Origin of the sequence: Polaromonas aquatica (assembly GCF_042659145.1) — a bacterium.
Taxonomy (GTDB): domain Bacteria; phylum Pseudomonadota; class Gammaproteobacteria; order Burkholderiales; family Burkholderiaceae_C; genus Polaromonas; species Polaromonas aquatica.
This window is the reverse complement of the sequence record NZ_JBHSRS010000002.1, coordinates 23,677-41,755: the sequence shown is the minus strand read 5'-3', so window position 1 is coordinate 41,755 and position 18,079 is coordinate 23,677. Positions and strand designations below refer to the sequence as shown.

The following is an 18,079-nucleotide window of genomic DNA, read 5'->3' as shown; positions in this document are numbered from 1 at the left end:
CGGCCCCGGGCACTTTTCCTTCAAAAAAGCAGGCGCCCGGCCCCTGCCGCAGCCCCATACGTCATGGCTTTTAAGGTAAATTAGGCCTCCAGCCCAATAAACACGGGCGCAACCAGCTAGCAAATAAATAGCAAATGGCCACCACCAAAACAGCTTCTCCACGCCCGCCCCTGCGCCCCTTGAAAGGCGTACGAATCCTCAGCCTGGCCCTGAACATGCCGGGTCCGGCCGCCCTGATGCGCTGCAGGCAGATGGGCGCCACCTGCCTGAAGCTGGAGCCGCCTGCGCCTGCAGGCTCACCCGCGGGCGCATCCGGCGATCCCATGGGCTGGTACAACCCCACCGCCTATATGGCTATGCACGAGGGGGTTCGCATCACGGCGGCCGACCTCAAGACGGACAAGGGCCAAAAAGCCCTGCACCGTGAACTGGCCAGGACCGATGTGCTGATCACGTCCTTTCGCCCTTCTGCCCTGCTCAAGCTCGGCCTGGGCTGGAAAGCCCTGCACAAACAATACCCGGCCCTGAGCCTGGTCGCCATCGTGGGCGCACCGGGTGAACGCGCCGAAGAGCCCGGCCACGACCTGACCTACCTGGCTGAAAACGATCTCGTCACCGGCCTGGACCTGCCGCCCACGCTGTACGCCGACATGGGTGGTTCGCTGATGACCAGCGAAGCGGTGCTGCAGGCCGTGATGCACCAGCGCGGCAACGGCAAGGGCGTGTACCTTGAAGTCGCCCTGTCGGATGCAGCAAGCTACCTGGCCCTGCCGCGCACCTGGGGGCTGACCAAACCCGGCGCGGCAGTAGGCGGCGGCCACGCAGGGTACCGTGTCTACAAATGCAAGGATGGCCGTGTGGCGCTGGCAGCGCTGGAGCCGCACTTCGCGGCGCGCCTGTGTGCAGCGGCAGGCATTGAAGCCTCCAGCGCCAAGGCCATGTTCGCCCCCGCCACACAGCAGGCGGTTGCCGCATGGTTGCAGGGCAAGACACGCAAGGCGCTGGACAAGCTTGCGGCGGAAAAGGACATCCCGCTGCATACGCTATCAAATCAATAGCTGGCGGCGCGCAATTGACGGTGGCCAGGGGCTTGTTTCGCTTGAAAACCGGCGGAAAACCGGCTTTAAACCTCAACTAAAACCGCCGCCTCGCCCACACCAGCACGGGTTAGTCCCTAGGGGTCAGTCCGGCCGTCCTTCATATCATAAGCATGCTTACCATTTCCATGCTTTCAAGGATGGCCGACATGATAAAAATCCAACACGGTCTGCTTTTTAGCCTGCGCGGTTTTGCCGCCGGCCTGGCCGCGTTCCTGGCATTGGCAGCCCATGCCCCGCAGGCCCTTGCGCAGGACTACCCTGCCAAACCGATACGCCTGGTCATTCCCTACCCGCCCGGCGGCGGCAACGACACGCTGGGCCGCATCGTCGCGCAGCGCCTGTCCACGGCGCTGGGCCAGCAGGTTTTTGTCGAGAACAAACCCGGCGCGGGCGGCAACCTGGGCACCGAGCAGGTCGCCCATGCCAAACCCGACGGCTACACCCTCACCCTGGGTTTTGTCGCCAACCTCGCCATGACGCCGCACATGGGCAAGGTCAACTACGACCCGGTCAAGGACTTTGCGCCCATCAGCATGGTGGCGCAGGGTTACCAGATCCTGGTTGTCAACCCCGCCTTCCCCGCCAGAACTGTGCCTGAACTGGTGGCGCTGGCCAAAGCCAAACCCGGTGCGCTCAACTTCGCGTCGGGCGGCAACGGCTCCCCGCTGCAGATGTCGGCAGAACTGTTCAAGATCGCGGCGGGCATTGACATCATGCACATCCCGTACAAAGGCAGCACGCCCGCGGCGGCGGCGGTTATTTCCGGTGAAACGCAAATGGTTTTTGGTGGCGTGGTCTCCAGCCTGCCGTTTGTAAAGTCGGGCAGGCTGCGCGCGCTGGCCGTCACCTCGCCCACCCGCATTGAAGCAGCGCCCGACGTGCCGACCATGACCGAGCTTGGCTACCCCAGTGTCGTCGCCAGTTCCTGGTACGGCCTGTTTGCCCCGGCCGGCACGCCACCCGCCATCATTGCGCGGCTGAACAGGGAAATGGTGGCCCTGGGCAAAAACCCCGAGCACCGCGCACAACTTGAAAAACAGGGTCAGGAGGCGGTCTACAGCACGCCTGAAGAACTGGCCGCCTATGTGAAAGCCGAGTCCGCAAAATGGGGCCGTGTCATCAAAACCGCAAAAATCGAGGCTGAATAATCTTGAACCCCCTTCCCCTCACACTGGCCCTGGGCCCTTACGACCACACACGCGATGTCACCGACGGCAGCGTGCCCGTGCAAGGCGTGCAGTTGCGCACGCTGGACCTGCCGATTGAAGAGATTTTTTACCGCTTCACCCTGCACCGCGAATGGGACGTGTCCGAAATGTCCATGGGCAAATACATTGCCCTGCGCTCACAGGACGACACCAGCGTGATGGCGCTGCCGGTGTTTATCTCCCGCGCCTTCCGGCACTCGATGTTTTACGTGCGTGAAGGCGGCGCCATCAAACGCCCGGAAGACCTGCAGGGCAAACGCATAGGCATTCCCGAATGGGCGCAGACCGCGGGCATTTATGGCCGCGGTTACCTCAGCGATTACGTGGGCCTGAAACTCAAGGACATCCAGTGGGTACAGGCCGGCGTCAACGAGCCCGGCCGCAAGGAAAAGGTCAAACTCAAGCTGCCCGAGGGCATGCAGTTGCGCAATGTGCCGGACAGCAGCCTGAACGACATGCTGCTCAAGGGCGAACTTGACGCCGTGATGTCAGCCCGCCCACCTGTGGGGCTTGGCAAGGGCATTGCCCGGCTCATGCCCGACTACCTGGCGGCGGAAGCGCAGTACTTCAAGGACACCAGCATCTACCCCATCATGCACGGGCTGGTGCTCAAGGGCCCGGTGCTGGAAGCGCACCCCTGGCTGGGCATGAGTTTTTACAAGGCTTTTCTTGAGGCGAAAGACCGCTCCATCGAGCGCCTGTCGGATGTGACGGCCTCGCACGCCCCCGTAGCCTGGATGGCCGAATACACGCAGCGCATGCGCAGCACCTTTGGCGATGATTTTTTCCCCTACGGCATAGGCGCAGGCCGCGGCGGCGACATCAACCGCGCGACGCTGGCCGCATTCCTCAAATTCGGGTTTGAGCAAGGCGTCTGCCATCGCCTGCTGGATGTGGAGGAGCTTTTCCCTACCCAGGTGCTGGCCTCTTACAAGGTGTAAGCATGTCTGCCCAATGTCACAAGCGCCAGGCTGCATGGTGCGCAATACAAGCGTAACCAGACGTTGGCGTTGAAGAGTTTCCCGGGTTTAAGATGCCCGCATGTACAAAAAACTCTTTATCGCCGCAGTACTGGCTCTGCCCATGTTCGCGGTGCAGGCGCAGTCCACTCCCGCCAAAAAAGCCCTGGTCGCCCGCATCCTCAAGATACAGCAGCCCAGCATCGAGGCCATGAGCCGCGCCATGGCCGAGCGGCCGGCACTGGCCGTGCTCAACAGCGCAGACTCCATGCTGGTCGCTCGCGTGGCAGCCGACAAACGGGAGGCGGTGGCCAAGGACATCCAGGCCGACGTCAAAAAGTACCTGGACGATGCCGTCCCCTTTGTACGTGACCGCGCCATCAAGCTGGCACCCACGACCATAGGCACCCTGCTGGAAGACAAATTCAGCGAAGACGAGTTGAAGCAGCTCGCCACCTTTCTCGAATCGCCCGCGTACAACAAGTTCCAGCAGCTGGGCGGCGACATGCAGAAAGCGCTGCTTGAAAAACTGCTGGCTGACACACGCGGCACCGTAGAGCCCAAGGTCGCCACGCTGGAGCGGACTGTAGCCGGTCGTCTGGGCATTACCGCGCAGCCAGCAGCCTCAGCACCTCCAGCCGGAGCGCCTCCAGCCGGCAAATAAGGTTCGCCCAACCCCTGTCAGGACGACAGCCCGGCCAGTTGCGCCTTCAGCGCCGCATTCTCTGCGGTGAGTTCAGCAATGGTCTGCCTGAGCCGGGCAATCACGCCCTCGGGCGTGTCGGGTTCGGTGCGTGCCACGGCCTTGGCTGCACGCACCTGCCGTGCCGCCTGCTGAAGCTCTTTTTTGCCCCCGGCCACGGCCACCACCTGTTCCTCCATGGGCAACGAGGCCACGGTGGCCGCTGCGTTGATGGAGATAGTGCCGGACTTCACCGCCGCCACCAGTTCGGGCGCGGCCGATTTCTGGATCTTTTCAATCTGGCTGATGGTGTTGCTGCTGATGCGTGCCGCCCTGGCCATCGCTTCACGGGTCAACCCGGACTCGGGCGCCGCAGCCGCCGGCGCGACGGTCGCTGCTGGCGATGCGCTGTTGCTATCGCCCTCGTCCCAGGGTGGTGACCCGTCGGGAGCTGCCGCAGCCACTTCAGCCGCCGGCTGTTCACGCGCGGCCAGGATGTCTTTCTTGCGCAGGGCCAGCACACCGCGCTGGAAATCCGACACGCTGCGCCGTCCCAGGTGCTGGTCAATCATCCACAGGTGGACGTCGGACAGGGACTTGAAGTGCTGGTGCTGCACGGTGTTGAAAGGGATGCCGTGCCTGGTGCAGATGCCATAACGGTTGTGCCCGTCCACCAGCACATCGCCCCACAACACCAGGGCATCGCGGCAACCCTCGGCCAGCAGGCTGCGTTCCAGCGCCTGGTGTTCGTCGGGGGTCAGCGGATCGATGTAGGCAAGCAGTTCTTCGTTAACCGTGATGTTCATGGCTGGTTTTAATTTGGCAGGTGTTTGGAAAAGACAGCTTCCTGCGTGCGCCCGCCGCAAGGCTTTTTGCGACAAAAAGGGCCGGAGCGGGACTGCTTGAAGGAAGCGAAAGAATGTCAGGGCCTGCATCATAGCCAAGGGCGGCGGGCCAGCCGACAGCATTTGCCCCGCGCGGCCTGGATTTTCAGCAAAAAAGGCCCATGGCCGGCATCTCTTGCGCGCGACCAGCTATGAAAGTAATAGCAACTTCAATTCCCCTCAGCCAATCACCGCTTCCACGTCGGCATGAAACTTTGCCGAGCACCATTCCGTTGCGCCAAACTGCAGCGCGCTGTTCGCCCCGCTCGCAAACGTCGATTGCGCTGAAACGCCCATCGCAAAGTCTTCATCCAGCGCTCCCCAGAACGAAGCGACGTTTTTATTCCAGTAGTTGATGGCTTTCTCGGTCTTTGGCATTTCGGGGACCAGCGTGGTCCCCAGCACGCGCGACTGGCCCACACTTTCAGGCAGCACGGTGAAGGCGTTGGCATGATCACCTTCATGCAGGATGAAAGTGGCAGGGAAAAAGTAATAAATGATGTTGGAGTGCGGGCCGGCCTGCCACTCGCTTTGCGGCAGCTCGCGCAGGCTCTCCATGCTGCGCTTGGGCAAAAAGATGCGCCGGTGCTGCCGCTCATGGTCGGCGATCAGCAGGTTGTCGTGGAACAGGCCGGCGATGCTGTTGCGATGGGCGTACTGGAAGTGGTAGGTTTCGAGATTGCCTTCAAACGGAATCTTCCAGTTGGCGGCGTTGGAAAATTCACGCTGGTGAAACGGCTGCCAGCCGTCGTAGCCCCAATTGCGCAGATCCGCAGCAAAACGCCCCAGGTAGCTCATGATGTCGAGCTGTGCGCTTTCGCCTTCCTTCAACACGCGCGGAACAGCCCAGACAAAACCCAGTGCTTCGGCGACAGCCACGCGGGCCAGCACGCAGTTCTTCGCGGGCGCCTGCGGAAAATCCTCGCCATGCGGCCGGCCGCGCAAGGCACCGTCCAGGCCGTATGTCCAGCTGTGGTAAGGGCAGACAAAGGCGCGCTGGTGTGCGGGGCCAGCGGCCTGCAGGCGTGTGCCGCGGTGCCGGCAGGCGTTGACAAAGCCGTTGAGCTGCCCGCCCTCCCCGCGCACCAGCAGCAGCGGCAAACCGGCCACATCAATGGCAAAGGAATCACCCGGCCGGGCCAGCGCGCCGGAAGGGCACAGCGCCAGCGGGTACTGGCGAAAGACCTGCTCAAGCTCGCGCTCAAAACGGACCGGGTCCAGGTAACGTTCAACCGGGCTGGTCGATGGTTCACCACGCTCGCTGCCTTTGCTGTCAATCAGCGCGAACGCGCGCTGGACCAGGGCCACTTGCTCATCATGCTGCATCGCTTGTCTCCGTATTTTTGTGGACCCACTATAAAACGGGACCAGCTTTCAGCGGTGTTGCGGCAGCGACAGATGCCTGGCTCACTCCTGATTTGATAGCTTCTTGCGCGCACCAGACGGCGGCCATGAGCCCTTTTTCCTTGAAAAACAGGAGAGTGACCTGCTTGCGTTTCGCCGTGGCACGGTGATCCCGCGCCGCGCCAGGCGACGCGGGGAAATGAGTCAGGGTCGATTACGGGGCAAGCCCGCACGGGCACAAGGCCGTATCAGCGCTTGCGTGAAGGTTTCACGCCCGGCGGTTTGCCCGAACCGTTGTCGCGTGGCGGCAGGCCGGTATGCTGCGTGAGCAGACGGCCCTTGGTCACTGGCGAGGCTTTGGTCACCGTGGTGGTCGAGTTCTTGCGCCGCGCACTCTGGTATGTGCCATCCACCAGAGGCTGGAAGGTCGGGATCAGGTGGTGCTTGCCGTTGCCGATCAGGTCGGAACGTCCCATGGCCTTCAGCGCTTCGCGCAGCAACGGCCAGTTATTGGGATCGTGGTAACGCAGGAAGGCCTTGTGCAGGCGCCGGCGACGCTCGCCGCGCACGATGTCCACCGTCTCGCTGTCGCGCGTGATCTTGCGCAGCGGGTTTTTGTTGGTGTGGTACATCGTCGTGGCCGTCGCCATCGGTGACGGATAAAAGGTCTGCACCTGGTCGGCGCGAAAACCGTTTTTCTTCAGCCAGATCGCCAGGTTCATCATGTCTTCGTCGCTGGTGCCGGGGTGGGCTGCGATGAAGTATGGGATCAAAAACTGCCTCTTGCCGGCTTCCAGGCTGTATTTTTCAAACAGCTGCTTGAACTTGTCGTAGCTGCCTATGCCGGGCTTCATCATCTTGGTGAGCGGCCCCTGCTCGGTGTGTTCGGGCGCGATCTTCAGGTAGCCGCCGACGTGGTGCGTGACCAGCTCTTTCACGTACTCGGGGCTTTGCACGGCCAGGTCGTAGCGCAGGCCGGAGCTGATCAAAATCTTCTTCACGCCCTTGAGCGCTCGCGCGCGGCGGTACATCTTGATCAGCGGGTTGTGGTCGGTGTTCAGGTTGGAGCAGATGCCCGGGTACACACAGGATGGCTTGCGGCAGGCGGCTTCAATCTCAGGGCTCTTGCAACCGATGCGGTACATATTGGCAGTCGGACCGCCCAGGTCCGAGATCGCGCCGGTAAAACCCTTGACGGTGTCGCGTATCGCTTCAATCTCGCGGATCACGGAGTCCTCGGACCGGCTCTGGATGATGCGGCCTTCGTGCTCGGTAATGGAGCAAAAAGTGCAGCCGCCAAAACAGCCGCGCATGATGTTGACGCTGAAGCGGATCATCTCCCACGCGGGGATCTTTGTCGCGTGGTCGTGGCTGCCGTTCTCGTCTGCATAACTCGGGTGCGGTGCGCGGGCGTAGGGCAAGTCGAACACATAGTCCATCTCGGCCGTGGTCAGCGGGATGGGCGGCGGTGTGATCCAGACATCGCGCGCCGTCGCGCCTTCACCATGGGCCTGCACCAAAGCGCGTGCATTGCCGGGGTTGGTCTCCAGGTGCAGCACGCGGTTGGCGTGGGCATACAGCACGGCGTCGCTCTTGACCTGTTCGTAAGACGGCAGGCGGATGACGGAACGGTCGCGCGGCGGCACCTTGATCTTGCCCTGCATGTGCGGCAGGCTGGGATTGGGCACAAAGGTCAGCGGCTTGATGGCGGGGTTGGCTGCAGGAGCAGCCGCCAGGACAGGCGAGCCTGCAGCTTCCGCCTTGACGGCAACACCTGCGGCTTCGTCTTCACGTGCGCAGGTCGCACCCTGCTCCTTTGCCACGTCCGAAATCATCATGTAGGGGTTGACATGCGCCTCCACCCGGCCCGGCGCGTCGACACTGGTCGAGTCGATCTCGAACCAGCCCTGTGATGTTTCATCGCCGGCGCGGCGTATAAATGCCGTGCCGCGAATGTCGGTCATGGTGGCAATCGTCTCGCGGGCCGCCAGGCGATGGGCAATCTCGACAATCGCGCGCTCGGCATTGCCGTAGAGCAGCAGGTCACATTTGGCATCGACCACCACGGAGCGGCGCACCTTGTCCGACCAGTAGTCGTAGTGCGCAATGCGGCGCAGCGAACCTTCGATACCGCCCAGGATGATGGGCACGTCCTTGTAGGCTTCGCGGCAGCGCTGCGAATACACCAGCGCGGCGCGGTCCGGGCGCTTGCCGCCTATGTCGCCGGGTGTGTAGGCGTCGTCGCTGCGTATCTTGTGGTCAGCCGTGTAGCGGTTGATCATCGAATCCATGTTGCCGGCGGTCACGCCCCAGAACAGGTTGGGCTTGCCCAGCACCTTGAACGGGTCTGCGCTCTGCCAGTCGGGCTGCGCAATGATGCCAACGCGAAAGCCCTGCGCCTCCAGCATGCGGCCTATCACGGCCATGCCAAAGCTGGGGTGGTCCACATAGGCATCGCCGGTAACGATGATGACATCGCAGCTATCCCAGCCAAGCGCTTCCATCTCTGCCCGCGAGGTCGGCAAAAACTTGGCCGTACCGAAGCGGGCCGCCCAGTACTTGCGGTAACTGGTCAGCGGCTTGGCGGCGCGCGTAAAAAAGGAGACGTCTATGGGGGCGTTCATGGGGACTTTGGAGGCAACCCGCTAGTGTAAGGTTTTACCCTCATCTGCGCACCCTGAAGGACAAACAGTCCGGGGAAAAAGGTCGAACAGGTCCGATATCGCTTCATTTTGTGGCGTTCATGGTGGTTTTTGCATTTGATTCAAATGAAACATGATGGTATAAATGAAACATATCGCATGAGCTCATAACTTTCCAGAACAAACCCATGACAACCCTGAGCGACTGCCTGAAACGCATCGAATCGCATTTCGATCAGATGGGGCCGGAACTGCAGCGCTGCGCCCGGTGGGCGGCAGACAATCCGCGGCAGGTGGGCCTGCTGTCCATGCGCCAGCAGGCAGAACTGGCGGGCGCAACGCCCACCAGCATGGCACGCATGGCCAGGGCCCTGGGCTTTGACGACTACATCTCGTTTCGCAAACCCTTCCAGGATGCCCTGGCCAGTCCGGTGCCGGACTTCCGCGAGCGGGTCCACTCCATGCAGGCGACGGGTAACGCGGGTAATGGGCTGGACCCTTTGCTTGAAACCGTCCAGCTCGACAATGTGCGCTCCGCCTGCGCGCTGAACACGGCTGAGGACCTGAATGCCGCGGCAGATGCCATCCTGCATTCCAGGCGCGTGGCCTTTCTGGGTGTCCGCTCCTGCTTTGCCATCAGCTACCACTTCTACTATGCCTATAGCCTGATAGCGGGCAACGGCATCCTGGTCCACGGCCTGGGCGGGGCGTTTCCTGACCAGGTCGACAGCCTGGATGCGGACGACCTGCTGGTCTGCATCACACAGCAACCCTATGGCCGCCCGACCATAGAGGCTGTCCAGTCCTGCCGCGAGCGCGGCGTCAAGGTGCTGGCCCTGACGGACAGCCCCCTGTCGCCCGCCGCTGCCTTCGCCAACCAGATCCTGCAGTTCCGGGCGGACTCGCCTTCCTATTTCCACTCCATGCTGGGCTCGCTGGCGCTGGTCGAGGGCCTGCTGGCCCGGCTGGCGGCGCGCGGCGGCAACACCGTGCTGGACCGCCTGGCGACAGTTGAATCCCGCCTCGCATCCAGCAACGCCTACTGGAGCAATCCTCCTTCAAGAAAGAAAAAATGAGCGCCATCTTCCATCGCCAGATCCGAACCACCCTGCCCCAGGCAGTCTCGGCCAGCGGTCTTTACATCACGGATACCGCCGGAAAAAAATACCTGGATGCCTGCGGCGGCGCCGCCGTCTCCTGCCTGGGCCACAACCACCCGGACGTGATCGCAGCCATGGCAGCCCAGATGGCGCAACTTGACTATGCGCACACCAGCTTTTTCACCACGCGTGTGGCAGAAGAGCTGGCCGACACGCTCATTGCCAATGCGCCAGCCGGCATGTCGCATGTCTATCTTGTCTCGGGCGGCTCGGAGGCCATGGAGGCGGCGCTGAAAATGGCCCGGCAGTATTTCGTCGAGATCGGCGAACCACAGCGCAAACATTTCATCGCGCGCCGGCAAAGCTACCACGGCAACACCCTGGGCGCGCTCGCAGTGGGCGGCAACGCATGGCGGCGCGCACAGTTCGAGCCCCTGCTGATCGATGTCACGCATGTGTCCCCCTGCTATGAATACCGCGACCGCCTGCCCACCGAAACCACCCAGCAATACGGCCAGCGGCTGGTGATGGAACTGGAGGCGGAGCTGCTGCGCCTGGGACCCGACAAGGTGATAGGTATCTGCGTGGAGCCGGTTGTGGGGGCCACACTGGGCGCCGTACCGGCCGTGCCCGGCTACTTCAAGGCCATGCGCGCCCTGTGCGACCGTTATGGCGTGCTGCTCATTGCCGACGAAGTCATGTGCGGCATGGGACGCACCGGCACCCTGCACGCGGTGGAGCAGGAGAGCATGGTGCCCGACCTGATGGCCGTCGCCAAGGGCCTGGGCGGCGGTTACCAGGCCATAGGCGCGGTTCTGGCGCAACGCAAAATCCACGACGTCTTTGCCCACGGCAGCGGCCAGTTCATGCACGGCCACACCTACATAGGCCACCCCGTGGCCTGTGCGGCGGCGCTCGAGGTCCAGCGCATCCTGCAGCGCGAGCACCTGGTCGAGGCCTCGCGTGTGCACGGCCTGGCATTGCAGCGCAAGCTGCAGGCCGCGTTCAGCAGACATCCGCATGTGGGCGACATTCGCGGCCGCGGCCTGTTCCAGGCCATCGAGCTGGTCGCCGACCGGCAGAGCAAACAACCCTTTGCCCCGCAGTTGCAGCTCAATGCCCGTATCCGCGAACAAGCCATGGCCCGCGGCCTGATGGTCTATGCCATGGGCGGGACCATAGACGGCCGGCAGGGTGACCACATCCTGCTGGCTCCTCCTTTCATCGTGGAGGACCGCGACCTGGACGCCATCGTCACCCGCCTGGCCGATGCGGTGGATGCCGCGCTTGCAGCCCTGCCCTCGGCCATGGCGGCCTGACGATCGCGGTCAATACGGCAAGCATGCCCCGCTACCGAACCCATTCACACCAGGATAAACAAGGACTTTCCATGAACCAACAGTTTCCCATCGATACCACCCGACGGTCAGGCCTCGTGATGGCGGCGCTCTCCTGCATGCTGGCCCTGTCGGCGCCTGCCGTTCAGGCCCAGGACTATCCGGCCCAAACAATACGCATCGTGGTGCCTTTTGCCGCCGGGGGGACCACGGACATCCTGGCCCGCCTGGTCGCCGAAGGCCTGCGCGCACGCCTGGGGCAAACCGTGGTGGTGGATAACAAGGCGGGCGCCGGCGGCAATATCGGCGCAGCCGAGGTGGCACGCTCCGCGCCGGACGGCTACACACTGCTGCTGGCCACGCCCGGACCGCTGGCCATCAACAAGTACGCCTACGCCAACACGGGTTATGACGCGGAGAAACAGTTCACCGCAGTGTCCAACATCGCCATGGTGCCTAATGTGTTGCTGGCCAGCACCCAAAGCGGGCTGAAAACGATTCCCGACCTCTTGAACCGGGCTAAAGCCGCCCCGGGAAAACTGAACTACGGCAGCGCGGGCATGGGAAGCACCAGCCACCTGGCGGGCGAGCTGTTCAAGAGTTCGGGCAAGGTCAGCATCACGCACATTCCCTACCGCGGCATAGCACCCGCAATGAACGACCTGATGGCCGGCCAGATCGAATTGCTCATAGACAACCTGCCCACCGCCATGCCCATGATAGAGGCCGGCAAAGTGGTGGCGCTGGGGGTTACGGTGAAAGACCGCGTCGCCACGCTGCCCAATGTCCCAGCCATCGCCGACACCTTGCCGGGTTATGAAGTCGGCTCCTGGTTTGGCCTCGTCGCGCCTGCCGGCACACCGGCGCCGGTGATCCAGAAGCTGGCCAGGGCGCTGGATGATTTCCTGAAGCAGGACAGCACCAAGGCGCGCATTGCAAAAATGGGGGCTATTCCCGACGGCGGTTCACCCGAAAAATTTGCGACGCTGATCAAGGCAGAGCAGACCAAGTTCCGCGAGGTCGTCAAGCGCGCCAACATCCACGTCGAATGAGCATGGCGCATCCCTCCGGTCCCCGCAAGCGGCTGGGCGTGGCCCGCCTCTGGTACGAGGGCAACGCCTTTTGCCCCATTCCCGCAACACGCCAGGACTTCGAGCGCAGGGAGTGGCGAAAAGGCGCCGACGCCCTGCAGGCGGCGCAAGGCACGGCGACAGAACTGGCCGCCGTCTGCGATTTCATGCAGGCCCGGCCGGACTGGGAGCTTGTGGTTTCCCGCTGCGCTTCCGCCCTGCCCTCCGGGCCGATTGACGACACGCTCTTCGAAACCTTTGCGGCCGAAGTCCTGGAGGATTTCCGGCACGGCCACTGGGATGCGCTCTACCTGAGCCTGCACGGCGCCGGCATCACCTCCAGGCGTGACGCGCCGGAGCTGGAGCTGGTGAAGGCCCTGCGCGCCGCACACCCGGGGGTTCCCATCGCGGCCAGCTTCGACATGCATGCCAACCATGCCCCCGAGCTGGTGCACTTGCTGGACATCGCCTGCGGCTACCGGACTTATCCGCATATTGACATGCGGGAAACAGCCGCGCGCACACTCGACCTGCTGCGGCGAACCACCGAAGGCGATATCCGGCCATTGGGTGCCATGCGCCATGAGGGACTTTTCCTCTCCAGTGCCAATATGCGCACCGACTCGGGCCCCATGGCCGCATTGCAAGAGCTGGCCCTGAGCCTGGTTCAAGCGCCTGTTCTGGATGTGTCGGTCTACGGTGGTTTTGCCTATGCCAACTCGTCCAACATTGGGGCCTCCGTCATGGCCTGGGCCGACGGCGATGGCGAGGCCGCGCAAAATGCCGCCGACCGCGTCTACGCCGAACTGGCCCGGCGGGCGCACGAGTTTGACATCCCTCTCATCAGCGCCGCCGAAGGCATTGCCATGGCCCTGAAAACGCCGGGATTGGTCGCCGTCACGGACCCCGCGGACAACCCGCTGTCGGGCGGCATAGGTGACACCCCCACGCTGCTGCGGGCGCTGCTGGATGCCGGGCCGGACTTTCCATGTGTGTTTGCCAGCCTGGCGGATGCCGCTGTCCTGCGGGCAGCACAGGCAGCAGGCATTGGTGCCGTCATGGAGGTGCAACTCGGCGGCAAACAAACACCCTTATACGGCGAGCCGGTAGCGCTCACGGTGCAGGTCGAACGTTTCACCGGGGGCCGTTACACGAATACGGGCCCCATGGAACACGGGAGCACGGTCGACTGCGGCCAGACCGTCGTCTTGCGGGCCGGCACAGTTCAGGTCATCGTCAGTGAGCATGTCGCATCCTGCAACGACCCGGCCTTCTTTGCATTGCACGGTATTGACATGGCGGCGACACGATTGCTGTGCGTGAAAGCCAAGAACCATTTCAGGGCGGCATTCGCACCGCTGTGCCAGGCCATTGTGGACATCGATGCGCCGGGTCCGGCCTGCCTCAACCTGGCATTGCTGCCATTGGGACGCCAGCATACACAGCACAGCTAACACAAGCCAGCCATGCGGCCGGCAAGCCGCCGTCCTCTCAGTTGCGCACCGTCATCTGGCCGCGGATCTCACCGGCAGGATAAGCAGCCGTATGAATATTGGCATACCAGCGGCCAGCCAGCAGGTCAGCCGCCTGGGCAGACGTCAGAGTTGCGCTGCCATCCATGGGGCTGGTAATGGGCGCGGTCCAGCCCAGCACCACACCGGCGTTGGCGCCAATGGCAGCAGGTCCGTGGAAGTGCGCCGCAGTGGCCGGACCGCTCAGGCCGGTGTAGTTGACCTTCCAGCGCAGCAGATTGGTATCCTTATTGAATACGGCATCCACCGAGCCGCTGGCCGTGCTGGCATTGGGCGGTACCTGGTTTGCGCCGCGAAGCTGGGTACTCAGGGCCACCATGTTCGACGGCTGGTTCATCATGCCGCAGCCCGTCATGGCGGCAAACGCGACCACGGTAAAAGCGGAAAGGGACAATCGGCTGACCTGGCGACGTGTGTACATGGTGGGCTCCAGTAGGTTAAAAGACCATTGTTGGATAGGCACGGGCCATCACCCAACGCGAAGAGCAAGAATACCCCTGAGCCCGGAGCAGGCGCTGTAGGCGATAACCGCGAGTTTGCAGCCCGCTCTGGCGCAGCACCAAAGTGCATCCTATGATGAAAGCCACACCTTTTGCCCACTTCAGGAGACGCCATGAAAACCCTGTTTCCACTGGTATTTTCTGCCGCGCTGCTGTGCGGTTGCCCCGATTCGTCCAAGCTCCCTAAGGTGCCACCACAGGTACCTGAGCCCAAAGCAGCCATATCCCCGTCGCCGGATGCAGGCCATCATGTGCCCATCTACTTTTCAGTCCGTCAGCCATACGCCCCGGCATCCTCATGAAATTACTCGCGGCCCTGGCCTGCATGGCCTTGAGCGCCTGCTCGGCAAACCCGTTCACGGATGACGCCACTGCGCGCCAGGTCAATGTTGGCGGCAGGGCATATCTCATCAGCCAGCTCACCGCGGGCACCTGGACAGCTACTGCATCGAACCCGCTGACACCGCTACCGGACGACACAGCCAGCAGGGCCGCCCTGCTCCGCGCCATCGAAAAAATATCGGACTGCAAGGTGACCGACAGCGATTACTCTCGGCAGGGCATGCAACTGGATGCGCAAGTTGATTGCGGCGGGGGGCTGAACAACTGATACCGGGACAAGCCCGCACTCCGTACACTCCCGCAAGAATCAGGCGAATTCCTCGGTATCCACTTCCGAGGTGGCTTGCGCCGTGTAGCGCGGGCCAACCACCGTCTGCTGGTTGATGACAGCCTCAACCCGGGCAATCAACTCAGGCGTCAGGCTGACATTGTCCGCACCCAGGTCGTCATGCAGGTGCTCCACGCTGGTGGTGCCGGGGATGGGGATGATGTGCGGTGCCTTGTGCAGCAGCCATGCCAGTGCCAGTTGCGCCGGGCTGCAGCCGGCTTCCTTGGCGATGGCGTTGTAGGCCTGCAGCAGCTTCAGGTTGGCAGCGTAGTTCTCCGGCAAAAAGCGCGGCATGGGGCGGCGGATGTCCTTGGCGTCCAGCGTGCTGACATCGGTAAGCAGGCCGCACAGGTAACCGCGCGCCACGGGACTGAAGGCGACAAAGGTGGTGCCCAGCTCCCGGCAGGCGTCGAGCACCGCGATCTCAGGATTGCGCGTCCACAACGAATACTCTGTCTGCACTGCAGCAATCGGGTGCACGGCATGGGCCTTGCGCAGGGTGCTGGCCGAAACCTCCGACAGGCCAATGCTGCGAATATGGCCTTTTTTTACCAGGTCAGCCAGCGCGCCCACGCTGTCCTCGATGGGTACTTTTTTGTCCCAGCGGTGCAGGTAATAGAGATCGATCACGTCGGTCTGCAGGCGACGCAGGCTGTCTTCGCAGTTTTTGCGTATGGTTGCCGGGCTGCCGTCAATCACACGCACAATCTTCCCGTCGCCGGCCACATCCACGCCATGCAATCCACATTTGCTGGCCAGGGTGAACTTGCTGCGATGCGACTTCATGACACGGCCGACCAGTGTTTCATTCGCGCCAAAGCCGTACAGCGTGGCGGTATCGAACAACGTCACACCGGCATCCAGCGCGGCCAGCAGCACACGCTCGCCCTGCTCCGCCGACACCGGCGTTCCGTAGGCATGGCTGAGGTTCATGCAACCCAGGCCGATGGCGCTTACGGTGAACGGGCCCAGTTGTCTCGTTTTCATGGAGGTTCCTTTGAAATTTTTGGCGTAAATCTAAAACCCGAAAATCGGAAATGAAAATGGGGGCGGGCCCCAGCACGCTATTGCGTTGCGCTGAGTACCGCCCCCATTTTGCTTTGATATCGCAAATGACGTCGCGATAATCGCGACATACTTTTTATGCGTTCAGTTGCAGTTCCAGGTCATGCAGCACCTGGTAGCAAGGCAGAACCCTGGCAACGCTGCTGTTGGGCTCGCGGCCTTCGCGGATCGCTGCGAAAAATTCGCGGTCCTGCAGTTCGATGCCGTTCATGCTCACGTCCACCTTGCTGACGTCGATTTTTTCTTCCTTGCCGTTGAACAGGTCGTCGTAACGGGCCAGATAGGTGGCGCTGTCGCCGATGTAGCGGAAGAATGTACCCAGCGGGCCGTCGTTGTTAAAGCTCAGCGACAGCGTGCAGATCGCGCCGTTGGCGGCCTTGAGCTGGATGCTCATGTCCATGGCGATGCCGAGCACCGGGTGTATGGGCCCCTGGATGGCATTGGCCTTCACGATCGGGCTGCCGCACTGGTAGGCAAACAGGTCCACGGTGTGGGCGGCGTGGTGCCACAGCAGGTGGTCAGTCCATGAACGGGCCTGACCCATGGCGTTCATGTTGGTGCGACGGAAGAAATACGTCTGCACATCGAGCTGCTGGATGTTGAAGCGGCCTGCCGTGATTTCCTTGTGCACGTACTGGTGGCTTGGGTTGAAGCGGCGGGTATGGCCGCACATGGCGACCAGGCCGCTGCTTTTGGCCAGATCAACCACGGCCTGCGCCCCCTTGAGGGTGTCGGCCAGCGGAATCTCGACCTGCACATGCTTGCCGGCTTTCAGGCAGGCGATGGTCTGGTCTGCATGCATCTGCGTGGGCGTGCAGAGGATGACGGCGTCGACTTCCTTGAGCGCCAGGCTTTCATTCAGGTCAGTGGTCACGTGGCCGATGTTGTATTTGGCGGCCACTTCCTTTGTTTTTTCAATATCGCGGCTGATCAGCGACACCACTTCCACGCCGTCAATGTTCTTGATGCCGTCCAGGTGTTTGATGCCGAATGCGCCTGCGCCTGCCAGTGCTACTTTAATTGTCATAACTTGGGTCCTTTTTTAATTCGGGGTTGCCGCGGAACCGGCTTTGCCGGGCCGCTGGCAACGCCCCCTGAGGGGGAGGCGCCGGAGGCGCCTCGGGGGAGTCTCAGCCATTTTCCAGAATCAGGTGGCCGACGGCCGTGTTGGATGCGGGTACATGGTAGAAGCGGTGCTTCACGGTTGGTGGCGGGCCACCGTTCAGGTCGGACATGGCGCCACGCGCCGTCAGCCACATCACCAGCTCAATGCCTTCGCTGCCGGCCTCGCGCACATAGTTGATGTGCGGCACAGCGGCCTGGGCTTCGGGGTCCTTGATCATGAGGTCCATGAAGGCGCCGTCAAAATCCTTGTTGATCAACCCTGCCCGTGCGCCCTGCAACTGGTGGCTCATGCCGCCCGTGCCCCAGATCTGCACATTCAGGTCCTTGTCAAAGGACTCGACGGCCTTGCGGATCGCCTTGCCCAGGTTCAGGCAGCGTTTGCCCGATGGCACGGGGTACTGCACCACATTGATGGCAATGGGAATCACCGGGCAGGGCCAGGCCTCGGGCTGGCCGCACATCAGCGTGAGCGGTACGGTCAGGCCGTGGTCCACGTCCATCTTGTTGACGATGGTGAGGTCAAAATCATCCTGGATCACCGATTGCACAATGTGCGCGGCCAGTTCCGGATGGCCGATGACCTTGGGCACGGGGCGCGGACCCCAGCCTTCGTCAGCCACCGCAAATTCGGCAGCGCAGCCGACTGCAAAGGTCGGAATCATTTCCAGGCTGAAAGCCGTTGCATGGTCGTTGAAAACCAGCAGGATCACGTCCGGCTTGTTGTCCTTGAGCCACTGCTTGGAGTACTCATAACCCTTGAAGACAGGCTGCCAGTAGGGTTCCTTGGTTTTTCCAAGATCAACTGCCGCGCCGATGGCCGGCACATGGGAGGTAAAAACGCTTGCGGTAATTTTGGCCATG

The 18,079-nt window shown here is 62.4% G+C and carries 16 protein-coding genes; 9 read left to right on the top strand and 7 right to left on the bottom strand.

The annotated features are described in order from the left end of the window. Window positions 1–134 precede the first annotated feature (134 nt). The 4 genes from ACFQND_RS00855 (at window position 135) to ACFQND_RS00840 (ending at window position 3,931) form a co-directional block, all read left to right on the top strand. The gene (locus ACFQND_RS00855; protein ID WP_371434396.1) at window positions 135–1,058 is read left to right on the top strand and encodes a CoA transferase; all 924 of its coding nucleotides are present in this window, start codon (window positions 135–137) and stop codon (window positions 1,056–1,058) included. A 188-nt stretch (window positions 1,059–1,246) separates the two neighbouring features. Then, window positions 1,247–2,248 carry a Bug family tripartite tricarboxylate transporter substrate binding protein gene (locus ACFQND_RS00850; protein WP_371434397.1) on the top strand — a complete coding sequence of 334 codons (1,002 nt, stop codon included), beginning with the start codon at window positions 1,247–1,249 and terminating at the stop codon, window positions 2,246–2,248. Between the two features lie 2 nt (window positions 2,249–2,250). Continuing rightward, window positions 2,251–3,249 (top strand): 4,5-dihydroxyphthalate decarboxylase, encoded by a 999-nt coding sequence (locus tag ACFQND_RS00845; RefSeq protein ID WP_377411939.1) that lies wholly within the window; start codon window positions 2,251–2,253, stop codon window positions 3,247–3,249. 100 nt (window positions 3,250–3,349) lie between these two features. Continuing rightward, window positions 3,350–3,931, top strand: coding sequence for a hypothetical protein (locus ACFQND_RS00840; RefSeq protein WP_371435388.1), 582 nt, complete (start codon window positions 3,350–3,352; stop codon window positions 3,929–3,931). 17 nt (window positions 3,932–3,948) lie between these two features. On the opposite strand, the gene ACFQND_RS00835 is transcribed toward ACFQND_RS00840, so the two are convergent. The 3 genes from ACFQND_RS00835 to ACFQND_RS00825 all read right to left on the bottom strand — a co-directional run bounded on the left by ACFQND_RS00835 (window position 3,949) and on the right by ACFQND_RS00825 (window position 8,801). Beyond that, window positions 3,949–4,755, bottom strand: a complete 807-nt coding sequence (locus ACFQND_RS00835; protein WP_371435387.1) for a hypothetical protein — start codon at window positions 4,753–4,755, stop codon at window positions 3,949–3,951. 258 nt (window positions 4,756–5,013) lie between these two features. Then, on the bottom strand, window positions 5,014–6,159 hold the full coding sequence (locus ACFQND_RS00830) for an aromatic ring-hydroxylating oxygenase subunit alpha (RefSeq protein ID WP_371435386.1): 1,146 nt from the start codon (window positions 6,157–6,159) through the stop codon (window positions 5,014–5,016). A 266-nt stretch (window positions 6,160–6,425) separates the two neighbouring features. Beyond that, window positions 6,426–8,801, bottom strand: coding sequence for a YgiQ family radical SAM protein (locus ACFQND_RS00825; RefSeq protein ID WP_371435385.1), 2,376 nt, complete (start codon window positions 8,799–8,801; stop codon window positions 6,426–6,428). Window positions 8,802–9,007: 206 nt separating this feature from the next. Here ACFQND_RS00825 and ACFQND_RS00820 point away from each other — a divergent pair, with 206 nt between their 5' ends. From ACFQND_RS00820 to ACFQND_RS00805, 4 genes are all read left to right on the top strand, one after another. Next, window positions 9,008–9,895 carry a MurR/RpiR family transcriptional regulator gene (locus tag ACFQND_RS00820; protein WP_371435384.1) on the top strand — a complete coding sequence of 296 codons (888 nt, stop codon included), beginning with the start codon at window positions 9,008–9,010 and terminating at the stop codon, window positions 9,893–9,895. Further along, complete coding sequence (locus ACFQND_RS00815) at window positions 9,892–11,238, top strand: aspartate aminotransferase family protein (RefSeq protein ID WP_371435383.1); 1,347 nt, start codon at window positions 9,892–9,894, stop codon at window positions 11,236–11,238. The genes ACFQND_RS00820 and ACFQND_RS00815 overlap by 4 nt, the downstream gene beginning before the upstream one ends. A 71-nt stretch (window positions 11,239–11,309) precedes the next feature. Further along, a complete protein-coding gene (locus tag ACFQND_RS00810; RefSeq protein ID WP_371435382.1) occupies window positions 11,310–12,308 on the top strand; it encodes a Bug family tripartite tricarboxylate transporter substrate binding protein in 999 nt (332 codons plus the stop codon). A gap of 2 nt (window positions 12,309–12,310) precedes the next feature. After that, window positions 12,311–13,780, top strand: coding sequence for a M81 family metallopeptidase (locus tag ACFQND_RS00805; RefSeq protein WP_371435381.1), 1,470 nt, complete (start codon window positions 12,311–12,313; stop codon window positions 13,778–13,780). A 37-nt stretch (window positions 13,781–13,817) separates the two neighbouring features. On the opposite strand, the gene ACFQND_RS00800 is transcribed toward ACFQND_RS00805, so the two are convergent. After that, window positions 13,818–14,279 carry a CHRD domain-containing protein gene (locus ACFQND_RS00800; RefSeq protein WP_371435380.1) on the bottom strand — a complete coding sequence of 154 codons (462 nt, stop codon included), beginning with the start codon at window positions 14,277–14,279 and terminating at the stop codon, window positions 13,818–13,820. Between the two features lie 377 nt (window positions 14,280–14,656). Here ACFQND_RS00800 and ACFQND_RS00795 point away from each other — a divergent pair, with 377 nt between their 5' ends. After that, entirely contained in the window at window positions 14,657–14,968 is a 312-nt protein-coding gene (locus ACFQND_RS00795; RefSeq protein ID WP_371435379.1) for a hypothetical protein, read from the top strand. Between the two features lie 39 nt (window positions 14,969–15,007). Here ACFQND_RS00795 and ACFQND_RS00790 read toward each other — a convergent pair whose 3' ends face one another. The 3 genes from ACFQND_RS00790 to ACFQND_RS00780 all read right to left on the bottom strand — a co-directional run bounded on the left by ACFQND_RS00790 (window position 15,008) and on the right by ACFQND_RS00780 (window position 18,078). After that, a complete protein-coding gene (locus ACFQND_RS00790) occupies window positions 15,008–16,015 on the bottom strand; it encodes an aldo/keto reductase (RefSeq protein ID WP_377411933.1) in 1,008 nt (335 codons plus the stop codon). A 154-nt stretch (window positions 16,016–16,169) separates the two neighbouring features. Continuing rightward, window positions 16,170–17,120 carry a Gfo/Idh/MocA family oxidoreductase gene (locus ACFQND_RS00785; protein WP_371435377.1) on the bottom strand — a complete coding sequence of 317 codons (951 nt, stop codon included), beginning with the start codon at window positions 17,118–17,120 and terminating at the stop codon, window positions 16,170–16,172. Window positions 17,121–17,223: 103 nt separating this feature from the next. Continuing rightward, window positions 17,224–18,078, bottom strand: a complete 855-nt coding sequence (locus tag ACFQND_RS00780; protein ID WP_371435376.1) for a class III extradiol dioxygenase subunit beta — start codon at window positions 18,076–18,078, stop codon at window positions 17,224–17,226. Window position 18,079 lies beyond the last annotated feature (1 nt).